The organism is Cupriavidus sp. IDO, assembly GCF_000812465.1.
In the GTDB taxonomy this organism is placed as follows: Bacteria; Pseudomonadota; Gammaproteobacteria; order Burkholderiales; family Burkholderiaceae; genus Cupriavidus.
The window spans coordinates 1-16,986 of sequence record NZ_JWMA01000192.1; the positions used below are offsets into that span (position 1 = coordinate 1).

Genomic DNA, 16,986 nt, shown 5'->3' on the forward strand with positions numbered 1-16,986 from the left:
CCTCCGGCATCCAGCCGCACTTCCAGCTGACCGGCATCCACGCCATGGAAACGCTGGATCGCATGGTGCGCGCCGGTATCTACAAGGGCCCGCTGAACCTGACCTGGATCGGCATTGGCGGCGGCTTTGACGGCCCCAACCCGTTCAACTTCTTCAACTTCGTCCACCGCGCCCCGGACGGCTGCACGCTGACCGCGGAATCGCTGCTCAAGAACGTGCTGCCGTTCAACATGATGGCAATGGCCATGGGCCTGCACCCGCGCTGCGGCATCGAGGACACCATCATCGACCAGCACGGCAACCGCATGAGCTCGGTGCAGCAGATCGAACAGTGCGTGCGCGTGGCCAAGGAACTGGGCCGCGAGATCGCCTCGGGCAAGGAAGCGCGCGAGATCTACCGCATCGGCACCTGGTACGACAGCGCCGAGGAAACCCTGGCCGCGCACGGCATGGCGCCGAACCGCCAGGCCGGGCAGAAGAACCTGCCCCTGCGCGCGGCCTGACGCGCAGCGGCCTGGCCACCGGCGCAATGCCTGTGGCCAGGCCATCGCCCCAGCCCGGCGCGCCGACCAAGCCTCCACGAACACATGACTCCACCACTTCCGCCGCCATTTCGTGCTCAGCATCCGTCGCACCGCCAGATCCCGGAAGCCTTTCCTGCAGTAGCCCGTACGCTCTCCTGAAATGACTGCGCCTACGGACGTCCTACATCCCGCATCGATAACGGAGTCACCTATGCCATATCGCCCCGCCCTCCTACGAGTCGGCAAGGCCGCTGTAGCTGCAATCGTTGCCCTCGCCATGCCTGCTGCCATGGCGTGGACCAACAAGCCCGTCCGGGTGCTGGTCCCCGCCCCCGCAGGCGGATCCATGGACGTACTGGCCCGCGTGCTGGCTGACCAGCTCACGGCCGACCTGGGGCAACCCGTGGTCGTCGACAACAAGCCCGGCGCCGGCGGCGGCATCGCGATCAGCACCATGCTGGCAGCGCCGTCGGACGGACAGACCATTCTGGTTGCTACCACCAATGTGCTCACGGAAATCCCGCATGTCATGAAGGTCTCCTTCGATCCGATGAAAGACGTAAAGCCCGTAGCCGCCGTGGCCAAGACGGGCCTGCTGCTGGTCGGGTCGACGAGCCTGCCAGCCAGGGATCTGCCGAGCCTGATCAGCTATGTGAAGGCTAATCCGGGCAAGCTGAGCTTCGCCTCCTACAGCGCAGGCACGGTCGCTCATTATGCGGGCATGATCATGAATCAGAAGGCAGGCATGGATCTGCAACATGTGCCGTTTGCCGGCTCGCCACCCGCACTGACCCAGGTGATGGGTGGACAGATCGCCGTGATGTACGACGGCATGGTGACCTCGCTGCCGATGATCAGGGCGGGCAAGCTGCAGGCTTTTGCCGTGGCATCGAAGGAGCGCTCGCCGCTGCTGCCACAGGTCCCGACGTTTGCCGAGATGGGATATCCGGATCTGGACTTCAGCAACTGGGCGGGCGTATTCGTATCGGCCAAGGTGTCCGAAGACCTGGCCCAGAAGATCCACGCAGCGGTATACAAGGCCATGTCAACACCCAAACTGCATGAGCGGATCGCAACGCTCGGCTTTGAACCGTTGCCTGTCCAGACTATCCAGCAGCTCAGCCAGGGCCTGCGCACCGAGTTCGATCGCAATGCCGGCATCGTGAAGACCTACCATATCCAGCCTTGATCTACACGGCCCGGGCAAGGCCCGGGCTCGCCTTCGCGGGAGAGGCGGATATGAACCGCCGGCATGGCCGCGCAACGACGCCAGAATCATTTTGATAGCGTCTCTTAGCGGCCTATCCAGCGATTCCCGGCCTGTTTGCCCATTGAAATATCGAGGAGCCTGCATTGAGTTTCGGATCCTGTCTGCCGCACGAAGCCGATACGCCGGAAGACGTAGGACTTTCGTCCAGGCGGCTGCAGACCATTGCGTCGGTCCTTGAGGGTGATGTCGATCGGGGAAAGATCCCCGGGGCGGTCGTGCTGGTGGCGAGGAAAGGCCGCATTGCCTTTCTTGAAGCCATCGGGTTCGAGCGCGGGGATGACCCGTCTCGTCCGATGCGGCGCAATTCGGTCTTCCGGATTGCAGCGATGACCAGGCCGATCGTCTGCGCGGCTGCGCTGACATTGGTCGAGGACGGCCGACTGGCGCTGAGCGACCCTGTCGAACAGTTCATTCCGGCGTTCGGGCACCTGCAGGTCGGCTCGGAAATTGTCGACGCGAGCACCGGGCAACGACGACTTGAACTAGAGCCCGCACGGCGCACCATGACCGTTCATGATCTGTTCCGGCACACATCCGGCCTGACCTATGGGCAGTTCGGAGATTCGCTGGTACAGCGCATGTATCGCGACGGCAATGTCATGGATGCCGGACAGACCAACGCCGAAATGGTCGCAAAGCTGGCCGCCATCCCGCTGCAATGCCAGCCGGGTACGGCGTTCGAGTATGGCATGTCGACTGACGTGCTCGGTCGCATCATTGAGGTCGTCTCCTGCATGGAACTCGACCGCTTCGTCGCCGATCGCGTGACGCGCCCACTGGGCATGCATGCGACCGGCTTCCGGCTGAACCGAATGGACGACGCAGGCCTGGCCTTGCCGTTGCGGCGACCAGATGGGAAATCCGGCGTCTTGTTCGATTACGACGACAGCAATCCGCCTCGGTGGTGCTCAGGCGGCGCCGGCCTGTTATCGACTGCCGGCGACTACGCTCGCTTCTGCCAGATGCTGCTGAACGGCGGCGTGCTCGAGGGAGTGCGCCTGCTTTCGCGCAAGAGCGTGGATCTCATGCTCAGCGACCACCTGCCGGCGACCGTGAGCTTCGGCAGCTCGACGAAAGGGCTGGGCATCAACGCGCCCCTGCCTGAGGTTGGGCAGGGTTACGGGCTGGGCGTGGGCGTGCGCAACGCCATGGGCTTGTGTCCTGTACCCGGATCAATCGGTGACTTTTTCTGGGGCGGTGCACTTGGGACCTATTTCTGGGCCGACCCACGGGAGCAACTGATCTCGATCCTGATGCTTCAGGAAAACGATATGGCATTGCGGGCCTGGTACCGGGCATTCTTGCGCAACGTCGTGTATGGGGCGCTGATCGACTGAGCTTGCGACAGCGTTGTGATGGCTGGACACACGGCGAGCACCATGCGCGTAGCGCCGATGCAGACTTTCAGGGAGTAAGGATGATGACGATGAACCGACGCTGGATTCTCAGGCAACGCCCGATAGGCGACATCAGGGACGGAGACCTTCAGCTCGTCGACGCGCCGCTACCGGAGCCAGGCGACGGCGAGATACTGGTGCGCAATATCTACCTCATGGTGGCCCCAACCAATCGCGTCTGGATGAGCCAGATCGACCAGTATATGGAGCCTGTGGCAACCGGCGAGGTGATGCGCGGCGGCACGATGGGCGTGGTGGTCGAGTCCAACAATCCGGACTTCAAGCCCGGGGACATTGTCGAAGCCGGCATGGCCTGGGAAGAGTACTCGGTGGCAAAGAACGCGCGGCGTATCCCGGTGGAGCACGACCTGCCCCTCCCCGCTTTCGCGAGCGTGCTGGGCAACTCCGGCATGACCGCTTATTTCGGCATGCTTGACATCGCCAGGCCAAAGCCTGGCGAAACCGTGGTCGTGTCGGCGGCTGCCGGTGGCGTCGGCTCGATCGCCGCTCAGATTGGCAGGATTCTCGGGTGCCGCGTAGTCGGGATCGCCGGCGGCGAAACCAAATGCCGGCTCGTAAAGGAGGAGTTTGGTCTGGATGCGTGTGTCGACTACAAGGCAGGCAATGCGCTCGCCGACCTCCGCGCAGCGTGCCCCGATGGCATCGACGTGGACTTCGAGAACGTGGGTGGCGACACCATGGACGCCGTACTCACGCTCATCAACCTCGGTGCCCGCATCGCGCTTTGCGGAATGATCTCCACCTATAACGCAAGCGGTGACTGGTGGAGCCCGAAGATGTTCCGCAACATCATCATGAAGCGCGCCCGGATCGAGGGCTTCCTTGTTTCCGACTATCGTTCGAGATTTCCCGAAGCCGTTGCAGTCATGGCGCAATGGATCCGGGACGGCCAGCTCAAGTACAAGACCGACATCGTCGACGGCATTGAGCAGGCTCCGGCTGCATTGAACCGGCTGTTCAGTGGCAAGAACATCGGCAAGCAACTCGTCCGCCTCTCTCCCGAGCCGGCATTCGGGTAAGCGCTGCCCCTGCGACATTGACGACAGCGGAACATACATGACCCATCGAACTGCCACCGCAAAAGGCCATCCGCCCGCGACCGGGAAGGCCGATTCTCCCTCAAGGACCGGTATCATCGACTTCTGCGGCAAGACTGCCATCATCACTGGCGCCGCGTCCGGTATCGGCCTGGCACTGGCCGAGGCACTGGCAGCGCGTGGTGCTGACCTTGCGCTTGCCGATATCGATCCGCAGGGACTCGACGCGGCACGTGCTCGGCTTGCGCCGACCGGACGCCGCATCTGCACCCGCGTACTGGATGTTTCGTGCGAGGCCGACGTGCGCGCCGCGGCTGCGGAGTTCACGGCCACCCTGGGAGACGTCCATCTCGTCTTCAACAATGCCGGCATCGACATGAGCGGCGCACTGGCGTCCCTTTCGGAGCAAGACTGGAGGCGCGCTTTCAATGTCAACGTCTTCGGCGTGATCCACGGCATCCGTCATTTCGTTCCACTGCTGCGCCGTCACGGCGAGCCGGCTCATATCGTCAACACCGCCTCAGGCGCCGGATTCTGGGTAAACGGCGAGATTCCGATGGGCGCCTACGCGGCAACAAAGGCCTGCGTGGTAGCCCTGACTGAAGCGCTGGAACAGGAACTTTCCGGCACGAGCGTGGGTGTCTCTGTCCTTTGCCCAGGGCCGGTAAAGACCTCGATTGCCGAACGCTCAGCCTATGCAAGTGAACAGCTGAGGACAAGTATTGCCGCGGGGGCGACACCGGAGGCGGTAGCGAAGCACGTACTCGAGGCACTCTGCGCGGGCGAGTTCTATATCTTCACGCCGACGCGCATGCGGGCAAGCCTGGCGCAGCGATTCGCGCGAATCCTCGCGGCGCTGGATCGGGCGCCCCAATGACGACTGGACTCGCCACTGGGGCCATGGCTAACGTCGCGCTGTCTGGCCCGACCCCGGCTGACCAGGGCAACCCGTATTCCGCCGCTCCGTGCTGCGCCTGCTACGGCAGGCTTGTCGCCAGTGTAGATGGCGGCGGAACAGGCACAGGCCACACGCCGTCCGCGCGCCATACGCTGGGGCTGCAACCGAAGCGGCAGCGAAACCAGCGGGCGAACGCGCTGTGCATGGAGAAGCCGAGCAGTTCGGCAACGTAGTTGACCGAGCGCTCAGGCTGCCCCAGATACTGGACAGCGAGCGTGGCGCGGACCTCATCAAGAATGGCACTGAAGGTGATGCCCTCTTGCATCAGTCTGCGGTGAACAGTGCGCCGGTCAATACCGAGCTGGCCGGCAACCCGTTCAATGCTGCAATGTCCCGTGGGGAGCAGCGAGAACACCATCCTCCTGACTTTCTCCGCCAGCGACTGGTTGGTGCGCGCAAGCAGCGAGTCCAGATACGCGTGCGCGTATCGCACCAGCCCGGGATGAGCGGTTTGAGGAACGGCGTCCAGGTCCTTCAGTTCGCAGACAATACAGTTGAAGTCGCAACCAAACTCCACGGGCCCGCCAAAAACCTGCAGGTGGGTTGCCATGTATTTCGGGGCCCCGTGTGACAGGCAGATGCGTCGCGCGCGCCAGGCTGGCCCGAGCAGCTCCCCGAGTATCCGGTACAGCGAACCCAGCACCATTTCGTTGGCTTGCCGCGTCGCGCCGATATCGTCGACCATCAGCGACATGCGTATGACAACGACGCGCTCGCCTACCTCGATGTCAAGAAGCGCGGCTTCGCTGTGCAGGGTGAGGTAGCGAGTCAGGGCAGCCAGTGCATCCCGCAAGGTTGGGGCGTCCCGGATCACCATGCCAAGCGGCCCCAGTACCGACAGCTGACGGCCCATGCACATCCGCAGGCCGAAGTCTTCGACACCGGCTGCGGCTGCGGACATCTCAAGAAGCCGGCACGTGGCGCTAGCGCAGATCAGGCTGTCCGCGGCGTCCAGCGCGCTTCGCGGGATGCCGGCCTCGCCCAGGATCCGCAGCGGGTCAAGACCGAGCGAGCGGGCGACCTCTGTGTATCCGGAAAGCGTTGCACTACGGACCAACCGCTTCATAAGCCTCCTTGCATGGGCTGCGGCGGGCAACGCCATCGCAGCCACGGGTTGGCGACTTCGCCGGCATCCGCCTGACACTTGCCTGCTCATGCGAGCGCCGCCCGGCCCCCGGCCAACGACGGCGCTCGGCTCAGATCACCGCGCCGCCGTTAGGACTGATCACCTGTCCGACAAAGTAATGATCTCCCGCCAGGAAGGTCGCGGTTGCCGCGTACTCCTCCATCGTCCCGAAGCGGCCTGCAGGGATCACCTGCCAGAACCGGTCCCTGGCTTCTTCGCTAATGCTTCCGAGATATTGCTGGAAGAACGGCGTCGCCACTCCCCCGGGAGCCAACGCGTTGACAAGAATGTTGGCGCCGGCCACTTCCGCCGCCACCGACTTGGTGAAGGCAATGACCGCGCCCTTGGTGGCAGAGTAGTGGGGACTATGCGCGCTAATGGTGGAGTATCCAGCGATTGACGCCAGGTTCACAATCCTCCCGTACTGTTGCGGCTCCATCAGCCTGAGCGCTTCGCGTGTGCAGTAGAACATCCCATGCACGTTCACATCCCAGTACCGCAGCCATTCCTCATCGGTCAGATTACTGGTGAAGCCAAGAGATTGCCGTGGGACCGGCGTCGTGATGTAGGCGTAGTGCTTGTTGCGCCGTACCTCATCGGCCGCCGTAGTGGGCGCGCGCGCAGCGTTGTTCACCAGTATGTGCAACGTGCCGAATCTCCTGACGATGCTGGCAAACATCTCCGCCACCTCGCTGCTCGAGGAAATGTCGCAACGCAGCGCAAGGCAGGACGCGTCAGCCGCTTCGACAGCGGCGCGGGTGTCTTCCAGGGCGGGCATGTCAACATCGCAGATGACGATATCGGCTCCGGCGGCTGCAAAGTCCCGGGCGATGGCCCCGCCCAGACCGCGACCGGCGCCGGTAATCAGGGCAACGCGCCCGGTCAGTTTTCCTGTTGCCGGCGCGTTGGGCGGCTGTTTGGACGGTTGAGTATATTGCTGCATCTCGGCTTCCTCCTGGTTGATGTTGGGTTGCCTTGAACCCGGGTGGCTCAGGCGCGACGCATCAGGCTGTAGCTCTGTGCGCTGGGGCCGGCGTCGGGCATGCTGGCCAGGAACAATGCGAGCGGGACGACGTCCGCTGGTTCCTTGACCCATTCGCCAGGGGGCATTGGGGCGTTGCGCGTCAGGTCTGTTCTGACCGGCCCCGGAATCAGTTCATTGACGCTGATGTTGTCCTCCTGCAGTTCCACCGCGAGCGACTGGGTGAGCATCCACAGGCCGCTCTTGGAGCACGAGTAGGCGGAAAACCCCGGGGCGGGCCGTTTGCGCTGGCCGGACCCAACCATGATGATCTTGCCTGCTCCGCGCCGGCGCAGGTGGGGGATGGCGGCGTGCGCGGTGTAGTAGGCACCGGTCAGGTTGATATCGATGGTCTTGCTCCAGAGCGCCGGATCGCTGTCAGCGATCCGGCGCTGCTCGAGTGCGACACCGGCATTGGCAACGACGATATCGATGCCGCCATATTCATTGCTGGCTCGCTGGAAAAGGCTGGCAATCGCCTGGTAGTCGCCTACGTCGGCGACATGGGCGATGGCCCGGCCGCCTGCTTCCCGGATCAGGTTCGCCGTTTGGGTGATTTCCGCCTCGCCGCGGGCGCTGCAGACCACGGCTGCGCCCGCGCTGGCGTAGGCAAGTGCAATGGCACGTCCAATGCCGCGGCCAGCCCCCGTAATGACGGCAACTTTGTTCTTGAGCAGGTTGGGATCGGTACGGCTCATTCTCAATCTCTCCTTGGTTGCAATGGGTTGTGGGTAGTCAGAATGCGCGCTGCGGCCTGCGCCTTTCAGGCCCTCAGCGCGGCGCACGTGAACTCAATACGGGCGATCCCCGACGACCGTGGCGCGATCCATCCTGCGATGGCACGGTGGGTAATCCATGACCGCGTAGTGCTGGGTCGCACGGTTGTCCCAGATCGCCACGCTGTTCTTTGTCCAGCGCCAGCGCACCTGATGCTCCGGAATGTGGGCCTGGCTGATCAGGTAGCGCAGCAGATCGGACGCGCCCTGGCTGAGATCCTGTCCAAAGCGCACGCGCTCGGGCGTATGAAAGTTGGTGAAGTGCGTGGTAAAGGCATTGACGAAGAGCACTTTCTCGCCTGTCTCGGGATGCGTCCGGACGACCGGATGCTCGGCGTCCGGAAACTGCGCCCTTAGCGCGAGGCGCTTCTCGATTGGCATGGCCGCGCCGAAGCTGGCTTCGATGCTGTGACGCGCCCGAAGGCCCGCAATCTGTGCCTTGAGGTGGCCAGGCAGGTTCTCATGGGCGAGCACCATGTTGGCCCACATGGTGTCGCCGCCGACAGACGGGCACTCCCTGCAGCGCAGGATGCTGGCAAGCGGCGGCGCTTCGCGCCAGGTCGCATCCGTGTGCCAGGAGTTTTCGTAACGCGGGCTGGGCTGGTCGGGATCCTTGTAGATGCGGACAAGTCCCGGATGCTCCGGATCACTGCCTGCTACCGGATGCGCTTCCAGTTCACCAAAGCGACGGGCAAAGGCCACGTGCTCGGCAGCAGTGATTTCCTGGTCGCGCAGGAACAGGACACGGTGCCTGAGCAGCGCCTCGCGTATGCCGGCAAATACGCCGTCATCGTGAATCGCATCCGCCAGGCTGACGCCCGTCAGTTCGGCGCCAATGGAACAGGTAAGTTGCTCGACGCGCATGCCGGCTCCGTCAAACGGTAAGGATGGACGACCCGGTGGTCTTGCGCGCTTCCAGATCGCGGTGAGCCTGCACAGCGTCCTGCAGAGGATAGCGCTGATTGATCTCGATCCTGATCCGGCCGGCGGCGACGTGACCGAACAACTCACTGGCCAGCGCGCTGCGCTCGGCAGGTTCTGCAATGTAGTCGGCCAGCGCCGGGCGGGTTAGGTACGGCGAGCCTTTGGTTGCCAGGATCTGGGGATTGAAAAGGGGGAACGGACCCGAGGCGGTGCCCAGGCACACCATCAGGCCGCGCCGTTTGACCGAGTCAAGCGAGGCATCGAAGGTGTCCTTGCCGACGCTGTCGAATACGACATTGACGCCAACGCCGTCCGTCAGTTCGCGCACGCGCCTGGCCACGTCTTCATGGCTGTAATTGATGACATCATCGCAACCGTGCGCACGCGCGACTTCAGCCTTCGCTTCGCTCGATACAGTACCGATCACCCTCAGGCCGAGCAGCCGGGCCCACTGGGAAACGATCAGGCCCACGCCGCCCGCGGCGGCGTGCAGGAGTATGGTGTCGCCCGCCTTGAAATCGTAAATGCGGCGCATCAGGTAGGCTGAGGTAAGCCCCCGCATCGTCATGGCAGCCGCCGTCTCGCAGGAGATGTCGTCGGGCAGCCGGATCAGTGGAGCAGCCGGCACAATGCGTTCGGTGCTGTATGCACCGAGAGTGTTGAGGAAGCCGGTGTAGGTGACGCGATCACCGACGGAAACATTCTCCACGCCGTGGCCAACGGCCTCCACCACGCCAGAGCCTTCTACACCCATGCCGGCGGGCAGCGGCATGGGGTAGAGGCCCGAGCGGAAGTAGGTGTCGGCGAAGTTCAGTCCGACTGCTTCGTGCCGCAGTCTCACATGGCCCGGGCCGGGGTGGCCGACTTCAACCTTTTCCCAGCGGAGGACTTCGGGTCCACCGGTTTCATGAATGCGAATGGCGTGGGACATCTCTTTCTCCGGTTCGGGTTCGCGTTGCTCCTGTGCGTTCGCCGTTGTCGATCCGCCCTTCCCGAAGGCAGTCCTGATCGAAAGCGCTCACAAGGTGCCAGCAAGTATTGGAGAAGGAGTCTTTGCCTCGTTGACATCCTGGGGCAGGCACTTTACATTTTGGGGCACCTCGGGGAACTCCTTATGTCGACACTGCTGCAACACGCAAGCCTGACAAACTTCGTCGAAGTGGCGCGCAAGGCAGGCCTGAATCCCTATCAGCAACTCCGGCAAGCGGGCATCAGCCCGGCGGTCCTGGTGGACCCTGAAATCCGGGTCCCGACGAAGTCAGTCATGCAATTGCTGGAGGATTCGGCGCGGCTCGCTGGTTGGGACGACTTTGGTCTTCGCGTGGCAGAGGCCCGGCACCTGACCAGCTTCGGGCCACTGGCCATCGTCATGCGCGAAGAGGCCACGCTTCGCAAGGCGCTTGAAGCGATGGCGCGCTATATCCACTTGCTGAACGAAGCGCTGGACCTGCACCTGGAGGAAGTGGGCGACATCGCGGCCCTCAGGCTTGAATTCCTGGTGAGCAACCGCGGCTCCATGCGGCAATCCACGGAACTCGTCATTTGCCTGTTGTTCCGGCTGTTCAAGCTGCTTTCGGCTGCGGCATGGAAACCTCGCAGCGTTTGTTTTACGCACAGCGCGCCAGCCAGCCTTGCCACGCATCGGCGCCTGTTCGGCGTGCCGGTCCGGTTCGGGCAGGACTTCGATGGCATTGTGTTGTCCGCCGCGGATCTGGACGTGCCCAGCCCTGCCTATGATCCGGCGCTGGCCCGGCATGCGCGGGAATTCCTGGACGCCAAGCTGGCACAGTCGGATGCGACCATGCCGGACAAAGTCAGGAAACTGGTATTCGCCCTGCTGCCAACCGGAGAGTGTGGGGTCGAACGGGTGGCCCAGCAACTCGGTGTCGACCGGAAAACGGTGCATCGCCATCTGGCTGGTTATGGGCAGAACTACTCGTCCATCGTTGATGAGGTCAGGGTTGACCTGGTTTCGAGGTATGTCAGGAATAGCGAGCGGGCGTTGTCGGAGATAGCGATCTTGTTGGGCTTCTCGTCGCTCAGCGCTTTTTCGAGATGGTTCTCCAAACGCTTCTGCTGCAGCGTATCAAGCTGGCGCAATAAGCAATCGGGCTGAAGCGAGCGCAGCCTCGTCGGGCGGGCGTAATCGATCGTCGCCCGGCAGGCGTAGACTGGCAATCCCGGCCTGCCGGGACCGCGCCCCCCAACAAGAAAAAGGATCCGTTCATGGCCCGTATCCGCATCACCGCCGGCGGCTTTACCTTCGTCACCGAGACCCATCCCGACGCCCCGAAGACCGTTGCCGCCTTTCTCAAGCTGCTGCCCTACCGCGAAAAGCTGATCCACGTGCGCTGGAGCGGCGAGGGCTGCTGGATTCCGCTTGGCGAATTCGAGCTGGGCGTGGAGTTCGAGAACCATACTAGCCACCCTTCGGTCGGTGACATCCTGTTCTACCCGGGCGGCTACAGCGAGACCGAGATCATCCTGGCCTACGGCAGTTGCTGCTTTGCCAGCAAGGTCGGCCAGCTTGCCGGCAATCATTTCCTGACCATCGTCGAAGGCAAGGAGAACCTGCGCGCACTCGGTACCAAGGTGCTGTGGGAAGGCGCGCAGGACGTGGTGTTCGAGCTGGAGTGACCCACACGTCTCCACCCGGAGACGGCTCACGCGCTGGCCGCACTGCGGCGCCACCCCCTACCCACCCCTCGCCCGCTGATGTCGCGCGAGTCGCTGTTGGCCCGCCTGACCGAGGCCCGGCGCCAGCGTTGCCTGGTCATCCAGGGGCCAGCGGGCAGCGGCAAGGCCAGTACGCTGGATTTCGATGTGGCCTGGCTCTCGCTCGCCCCCGAAGACAACAACCTGGCGTGCTTTTTCAACGGCATGGTGGCCAGCCTGGCGACGGTCGACGAAGCGATCGTGCACGACGCCTGGCTCCTGATGGGACGCGACGGCGACCAGTCCGCCGTCGAGCACTGCGTCATCACGCTGGTGCGCGCGATTGCGGCCCGCAAACGCGAACTGATGCTGATGCTGGACGATGTCCACCATCTCGACGACCCCGCATCCTGCTTGCCCTGCGCTGGTTGCTGGACTACGCACCGCCGCAACTCCAAGTGGTGCAGCGGCTCGAAGCCGCGGGCGCGCGCAGTCATGGCGAGTTCGGTGACCTGATCCTGTCATCCCGTACGCGCCAGCGGGTCTATGTCGATGGCGACGTAGACGCCGGCATCGTTTCGCTCGGACCGGCCGGCGGCTTCTCGGACGCCATCGCTCCCGCGGCCGACATCGTTGCCGGCCTGATGCGCGAAGCCACGCAGGCGGCCTGCGCGTTCACGCGGACCTTCAGCCCGCCAGCGCCGCCACGCCCGCTTCCGGTCGCCTGACGCGGAACCACGCCGCATACAGCGCCGGCAGGAACAGCAGCGTCAGCACGGTCGCGACGATCAGGCCACCCATGATGGCCACCGCCATCGGCCCCCAGAACAGCGAGCGCGACAGCGGGATCATCGCCAGCACCGCCGCGGCGGCGGTCAGGACGATCGGGCGGAAACGCCGTACCGCTGCCTCGACGATGGCGTTCCATACCGGCACGCCGACCTTGACGTCCTGCTCGATCTGGTCGACCAGGATCACCGAGTTACGGATGATCATGCCCAGTAGCGCGGTAATGCCAAGCTGTGCCACGAAGCCCATCGGCGCGCGCAGCAACAGCAGTGTCGCGGCCGCCCCGATCAGGCCGAGCGGGCCGGTCAGGAACACCATCAGCGTGCGCGAGAAGCTGTGCAGCTGGAGCATCAGCAGCGTGAAGATCAGGAAGATGCAAAGCGGCAACTGCGCCGCGATCGATGCCCCGGCCTTGCCGCTTTCCTCTTCCGCGCCGGCCACGGTGATGCGGTAGCCCGGCGGCAGCTGTGCGCGCAGCTTGTCGAGCAGCGGATTGATCTGCGCCGTCACGGTCGGCCCCTGGATGCCATCGACCACGTCGGCCTGCACGGTCACGCCGAAATCGCGGTTCTCGCGCCAGATCACGCCCGGCTCGGACTTCAGCGTGACGTGCGCAACTTGCGTCAGCGGCACCACGCGGCCATTGCTGGTCGGCACCAGCATATTGTTGATGTCCGACATCGCATCGCGCTCATTGCGCGGCGTGCGCATCATGATGTCGATCAGCTTGTCGCCGTCGCGATACTGGCCCACCGGTATGCCGGTCAGCACGGTCTGCGTCACGCGCGCGATGGCGCTCGTGGTCACGCCCAGCGCACGCGCCTTGTCCTGGTCGATTTCCAGGCGCAGCATCTTGACGTTCTCATTCCAGTTGTCGTTCACGCCCACGGTGTTGGGATTGGCGGTCATCACCGCCCTGACCTGGTCGGCCAGCCTGCGCACGCCCGCCGCATCCGGCCCGATCACCCGGAACTGCACCGGATACGCCACCGGCGGCCCGTTCGGCAGCAGCTTGACGCGGCCGCGCAATTGCGGGAACTCGGTGTTCAGCACCTGGATCACGCGCTTGCGCAGCGCATCGCGCGCCTCGGTGCTGACCGGCATCACGATCACCTGCGCCACGTTGCTCTGCGGGAAGATCTGGTCCAGCGGCAGGTAGAAGCGCGGCGCGCCGGTGCCGACGAAGGTGGTCAGGCTCTGCACGTCACGATCCTTGCGCATGGCGGCCTCGAAGCGTTTCGCCTCGGTCTCCATCTGGGCGAAGCTGGTGCCTTCCGGCATCCACAATTCCACCATCAGCTCGGGCCGGCTGGAATCCGGGAAGAACTGCTTCTCGACGAACTTGAAGGCATAGATGCCCAGCGCGAACGTCACCAGCGTGATGGCGATGACGGTCTTGCGCCAGGTCACGCACCAGTCCACCAGCTGGCGGAAGCGCGCGTAGAACGGCGTGTCGAACACCTCGTGGTGCGCGCCGGCGCCGGCCGGGCGGCTCTTGAGCAGCAGGTACCCCAGGTACGGCGTGAAATAGACCGCGGCCAGCCATGACAGCACCAGTGCCAGCGCGGTCACGGCGAAGATCGCGAAGGTGTATTCGCCCACCGTTGACCGCGCCAGTCCTACCGGCAGGAAGCCGGCCGCCGTGATCAGCGTGCCGGTCAGCATCGGCATCGCAGTCGACGTATAGGCAAAGGTGGCGGCCTCCATCTTGGAGAAGCCCTCTTCGAGCTTGCGCACCATCATCTCCACGGCAATAATCGCGTCGTCGACCAGCAGGCCCAGCGCCACGATCAGCGCGCCCAGCGAGATCTTGTGCAGGCCGATGCCGAAGATGTTCATGAAGAGGAAGGTCACCGCCAGCACCAGCGGGATGGTCAGCGCCACCACCAGCCCGGGGCGCGCATCCAGCCGCAGCGGCCTGGTGTGCAGGCCCAGCGAGAGGAAGCTGACGGCAAGCACGATCACCACCGCCTCGATCAGCACGTGCACGAACTCGCCGACCGAACGCTGGACCGCCTGCGGCTGGTCCTGCACCTGGTCCATCTCGATGCCTACCGGCAACTGGCCGCGCAGGCCATCGAACGCGGCGCGCAGGTTCTTGCCGAGCGCGATGATGTCGCCGCCCTTCTCCATCGAGATGCCGAGCCCGATCACGTCCTTGCCGTTGTAGCGCATGCGGCTTTGCGGCGGATCGATATAGCCCCGGTAGACGTGGGCGATGTCGCCCAGCCGGATATTGGCGATGCCGTTGGGCCCGCGCAGCACCAGGTTCTCCAGGTCCTTCACGTCACCGAACTGGCCGGAGAGGCGCACCTGCAGGTTGTCGGTGGGCGTGACCAGCACGCCGCTGCCGGTCAGGTTGTTCTGCTGGCTGATCTGGTCGGCAATGGCATTGATGTCGAGCCCGAGCTGGGCAAAGCGCGCCTGGTTGAACTCGATGTAGATCTTCTCGTCCTGCAGCCCGAGCAGCGACACCTTGGCCACCGACGGCACGCGCAGCAGCTGCTGGCGCACCAGGTCGGCGTATTCGCGCAGCTCCTTGTAGTTGAAGCCATCGGCGGACAGCGCATAGATCGTCCCGTACACATCGCCGAACTCGTCATTGAAGAACGGGCCGCGCACGCCTTGCGGCAGCGTCGGGGCGATATCGCCGATCTTCTTGCGCACGGTGTACCAGATCTGCGGCGTTTCCTTCGCCGGCGAGGTGTCCTTGAGCTGGAAGATGACGGTGGTCTCGCCCGGCTTGGAGAAGCTGCGGATCTTGTCGGCATACGGCACTTCCTGCAGTTGCCGCTCGATCTTGTCGGTCACCTGCACCGCGATCTGCTCGGCGGTGGCGCCCGGCCAGAACGCCTGCACCACCATCACGCGGAAGGTGAACGGCGGGTCCTCGTCCTGCCCGAGCTGGAAAAAAGCCAGCAGGCCGCCGAGCAGCAGTACCACCAGCAGATAACGGGTCAGCGGCTGGTGCTCGAGCGCCCAGCGCGAAAGGTTGAAACGCGAATGATCCATGCGGCCGCCCTCAGCCCTGCTTCGGGTTGGCGGCGGCTGGCGCCGCGCCCGGCGACGATCCTGGCGCCACCATCTGCATCGGCTTTACTTTCTGCCCCGGCTTGAGGAGATGAACCCCCGCCGTCACAATGGTCTGTCCGGGCGCCAGGCCCTGGCGCACCTCGACCTCGTTGCCGACCGGGTCGCCCAGCGTGACCTGTACCGGCTTCACCGTTCCTGCGGCCGGATCGTAGATCCAGACCTGGTTGCGGCCCTGCTCCTGCAGCAGCGCGGTCAGCGGCACGCGGATCGCCGGCGTGGCGCCGGTCCGCACGAAAGTCACCACCGCCGTCATGCCCAGCTTGAGATCCGCGGGCGGGTTGGGAATCGAGACGCGGGTGGCGTAGGTGCGGGTCACGGGGTCGGCCGCTGCCGAGATCTCGCGCACGCGGCCCGGCAGCGCGCGATCGGGCTCGGCCCAGGTGCGGATAGTGACATCGGTGATGCCGCGCAGCAGGTCGACCTGGTCTTCGGGCAAGCCGATCGCGACTTCCTTCTCCGCCGTCTGGGCGACGCGGATCACCGGCTGGCCGGGTGTCACCACCTGGCCGACTTCGGCGTCTACCGCCGTGACCACGCCGTCGGCATCCGCGTTGAGCACGCTGTAGCCGGTCTGGTTGGACTGGTTGCGCAAGCCGGCCTCCGCCTGCTTCAGGCGCGACTCGGCGGCATCGTAGGTGGCCTGCCGGCGATGCTGCTCGGCGGCGCTGATAAAGCCCTTGGCAAACAGCTCGTTGTAGCGCTTGAGGTCCGAGGCGGCGAGATCGCGGTCAGTGCGCGCGGCGTCGTACTGGGCGCGCGAGCCCGCCTCTGCCAGCGACAGGTCGGTCGCGTCCAGCCGGGCCAGCGGCTGGCCCTTGCGCACCACCGCGCCCACGTCCACCAGGCGGGCCGAGATCTTCCCGCTGACCCGGAAGCCGAGCCGAGATTCCACCCGGGGACGCACATCGCCCGAGAATTCAAAGGCAGTCTTGCCGGTGTGCTGGCTCAGTTGCAGCAGCCGGACCGGCCGGACTTCAGGCGCCGGCCCGGCCTTCTTGCCGCAGCCGGCCAGGGTGAGCGCTGCGGCGAGCAGCAGTACGGCGCCGCCCCGGGAAAGCCCGCGCAGCAAGGGATTCGTAACAGTCGGGATATCTGCGGCCGCAACTTCCGGCACTTGGCAAAGCACTGGCATGGGTGAGCTACAAGTCGGATGGAACAGCAGGCGTGGCGAACCAGGCACTTGCGGGCGTATGGCGGCAGCTATATCGGACCGCTGCGGTCGGCAAGGATGGCGGCAATTGCGGGGCGCCGCCAGTTAATAACTAGCCGGTCAGTAATATAGCGATCGACCATGGGTGCGTCAAACGCCGGACGACGAAACGCCCGGAATCGCAACCGAAGAATCATTCAGTCGGGGCGAGCCGTGGGTGGGTGTGGTTAAAATGCGGCTCGCAT

The 16,986-nt window shown here is 64.4% G+C and carries 16 protein-coding genes; 9 read left to right on the plus strand and 7 right to left on the minus strand.

What is annotated here, in order from left to right:
- The 5 genes from RM96_RS34015 to RM96_RS34035 all read left to right on the plus strand — a co-directional run.
- Window positions 1–503 (plus strand): 3-keto-5-aminohexanoate cleavage protein (locus RM96_RS34015; RefSeq protein ID WP_039012191.1); only part of this gene is annotated, 503 nt, incomplete at its 5' end.
- Between the two features lie 232 nt (window positions 504–735).
- A complete protein-coding gene (locus RM96_RS34020; RefSeq protein ID WP_039016163.1) occupies window positions 736–1,713 on the plus strand; it encodes a tripartite tricarboxylate transporter substrate binding protein in 978 nt (325 codons plus the stop codon).
- Between the two features lie 164 nt (window positions 1,714–1,877).
- On the plus strand, window positions 1,878–3,131 hold the full coding sequence (locus tag RM96_RS34025) for a serine hydrolase domain-containing protein (RefSeq protein WP_039016164.1): 1,254 nt from the start codon (window positions 1,878–1,880) through the stop codon (window positions 3,129–3,131).
- A gap of 80 nt (window positions 3,132–3,211) precedes the next feature.
- Window positions 3,212–4,231: an NADP-dependent oxidoreductase gene (locus RM96_RS34030; protein WP_039016165.1), complete on the plus strand. Its 1,020-nt coding sequence runs from the start codon at window positions 3,212–3,214 to the stop codon at window positions 4,229–4,231.
- A gap of 37 nt (window positions 4,232–4,268) precedes the next feature.
- Window positions 4,269–5,126: an SDR family NAD(P)-dependent oxidoreductase gene (locus RM96_RS34035; protein ID WP_082016836.1), complete on the plus strand. Its 858-nt coding sequence runs from the start codon at window positions 4,269–4,271 to the stop codon at window positions 5,124–5,126.
- Window positions 5,127–5,226: 100 nt separating this feature from the next.
- On the opposite strand, the gene RM96_RS34040 is transcribed toward RM96_RS34035, so the two are convergent.
- From RM96_RS34040 to RM96_RS34060, 5 genes are all read right to left on the minus strand, one after another.
- Entirely contained in the window at window positions 5,227–6,273 is a 1,047-nt protein-coding gene (locus RM96_RS34040) for an AraC family transcriptional regulator (RefSeq protein WP_039016166.1), read from the minus strand.
- Between the two features lie 130 nt (window positions 6,274–6,403).
- Window positions 6,404–7,276 carry an SDR family NAD(P)-dependent oxidoreductase gene (locus RM96_RS34045; protein ID WP_052279907.1) on the minus strand — a complete coding sequence of 291 codons (873 nt, stop codon included), beginning with the start codon at window positions 7,274–7,276 and terminating at the stop codon, window positions 6,404–6,406.
- Between the two features lie 47 nt (window positions 7,277–7,323).
- Window positions 7,324–8,052 carry an SDR family NAD(P)-dependent oxidoreductase gene (locus RM96_RS34050; protein WP_039016167.1) on the minus strand — a complete coding sequence of 243 codons (729 nt, stop codon included), beginning with the start codon at window positions 8,050–8,052 and terminating at the stop codon, window positions 7,324–7,326.
- Window positions 8,053–8,145: 93 nt separating this feature from the next.
- A complete protein-coding gene (locus tag RM96_RS34055; protein ID WP_039016168.1) occupies window positions 8,146–8,994 on the minus strand; it encodes a TauD/TfdA dioxygenase family protein in 849 nt (282 codons plus the stop codon).
- 10 nt (window positions 8,995–9,004) lie between these two features.
- On the minus strand, window positions 9,005–9,985 hold the full coding sequence (locus RM96_RS34060) for a quinone oxidoreductase family protein (RefSeq protein WP_039016169.1): 981 nt from the start codon (window positions 9,983–9,985) through the stop codon (window positions 9,005–9,007).
- Between the two features lie 183 nt (window positions 9,986–10,168).
- Here RM96_RS34060 and RM96_RS34065 point away from each other — a divergent pair, with 183 nt between their 5' ends.
- The 4 genes from RM96_RS34065 to RM96_RS39645 all read left to right on the plus strand — a co-directional run bounded on the left by RM96_RS34065 (window position 10,169) and on the right by RM96_RS39645 (window position 12,437).
- Complete coding sequence (locus RM96_RS34065) at window positions 10,169–11,170, plus strand: AraC family transcriptional regulator (RefSeq protein WP_039016170.1); 1,002 nt, start codon at window positions 10,169–10,171, stop codon at window positions 11,168–11,170.
- 110 nt (window positions 11,171–11,280) lie between these two features.
- Entirely contained in the window at window positions 11,281–11,691 is a 411-nt protein-coding gene (locus tag RM96_RS34070; protein ID WP_039016171.1) for a DUF3830 family protein, read from the plus strand.
- 96 nt (window positions 11,692–11,787) lie between these two features.
- Window positions 11,788–12,225 (plus strand): ATP-binding protein, encoded by a 438-nt coding sequence (locus tag RM96_RS39135; protein WP_338011448.1) that lies wholly within the window; start codon window positions 11,788–11,790, stop codon window positions 12,223–12,225.
- Window positions 12,168–12,437: a hypothetical protein gene (locus tag RM96_RS39645; protein WP_238587504.1), complete on the plus strand. Its 270-nt coding sequence runs from the start codon at window positions 12,168–12,170 to the stop codon at window positions 12,435–12,437. Before RM96_RS39135 ends, RM96_RS39645 begins: the two co-directional genes overlap by 58 nt.
- Here RM96_RS39645 and RM96_RS34080 read toward each other — a convergent pair.
- Together RM96_RS34080 and RM96_RS34085 are read right to left on the minus strand one after the other, a co-directional pair.
- Entirely contained in the window at window positions 12,397–15,510 is a 3,114-nt protein-coding gene (locus tag RM96_RS34080; protein ID WP_039016173.1) for an efflux RND transporter permease subunit, read from the minus strand. The genes RM96_RS39645 and RM96_RS34080 overlap by 41 nt on opposite strands.
- 10 nt (window positions 15,511–15,520) lie before the next feature.
- Window positions 15,521–16,723 (minus strand): efflux RND transporter periplasmic adaptor subunit, encoded by a 1,203-nt coding sequence (locus RM96_RS34085; RefSeq protein WP_039016174.1) that lies wholly within the window; start codon window positions 16,721–16,723, stop codon window positions 15,521–15,523.
- Window positions 16,724–16,986 lie beyond the last annotated feature (263 nt).

What these genes read in the sequence shown, in the direction of transcription:
- RM96_RS34050 (WP_039016167.1), bottom strand. Translation starts at nt 8,052, where the DNA reads ATGAGCCGTACCGATCCCAACCTGCTCAAGAACAAAGTTGCCGTCATT.
- RM96_RS34080 (WP_039016173.1), bottom strand. Translation starts at nt 15,510, where the DNA reads ATGGATCATTCGCGTTTCAACCTTTCGCGCTGGGCGCTCGAGCACCAG.
- RM96_RS34030 (WP_039016165.1), top strand. Translation starts at nt 3,212, where the DNA reads ATGATGACGATGAACCGACGCTGGATTCTCAGGCAACGCCCGATAGGC.
- RM96_RS34065 (WP_039016170.1), top strand. Translation starts at nt 10,169, where the DNA reads ATGTCGACACTGCTGCAACACGCAAGCCTGACAAACTTCGTCGAAGTG.
- RM96_RS34040 (WP_039016166.1), bottom strand. Translation starts at nt 6,273, where the DNA reads ATGAAGCGGTTGGTCCGTAGTGCAACGCTTTCCGGATACACAGAGGTC.
- RM96_RS34035 (WP_082016836.1), top strand. Translation starts at nt 4,269, where the DNA reads ATGACCCATCGAACTGCCACCGCAAAAGGCCATCCGCCCGCGACCGGG.
- RM96_RS34070 (WP_039016171.1), top strand. Translation starts at nt 11,281, where the DNA reads ATGGCCCGTATCCGCATCACCGCCGGCGGCTTTACCTTCGTCACCGAG.
- RM96_RS34055 (WP_039016168.1), bottom strand. Translation starts at nt 8,994, where the DNA reads ATGCGCGTCGAGCAACTTACCTGTTCCATTGGCGCCGAACTGACGGGC.
- RM96_RS34020 (WP_039016163.1), top strand. Translation starts at nt 736, where the DNA reads ATGCCATATCGCCCCGCCCTCCTACGAGTCGGCAAGGCCGCTGTAGCT.
- RM96_RS34060 (WP_039016169.1), bottom strand. Translation starts at nt 9,985, where the DNA reads ATGTCCCACGCCATTCGCATTCATGAAACCGGTGGACCCGAAGTCCTC.
- RM96_RS34085 (WP_039016174.1), bottom strand. Translation starts at nt 16,723, where the DNA reads ATGCCAGTGCTTTGCCAAGTGCCGGAAGTTGCGGCCGCAGATATCCCG.
- RM96_RS34045 (WP_052279907.1), bottom strand. Translation starts at nt 7,276, where the DNA reads ATGCAGCAATATACTCAACCGTCCAAACAGCCGCCCAACGCGCCGGCA.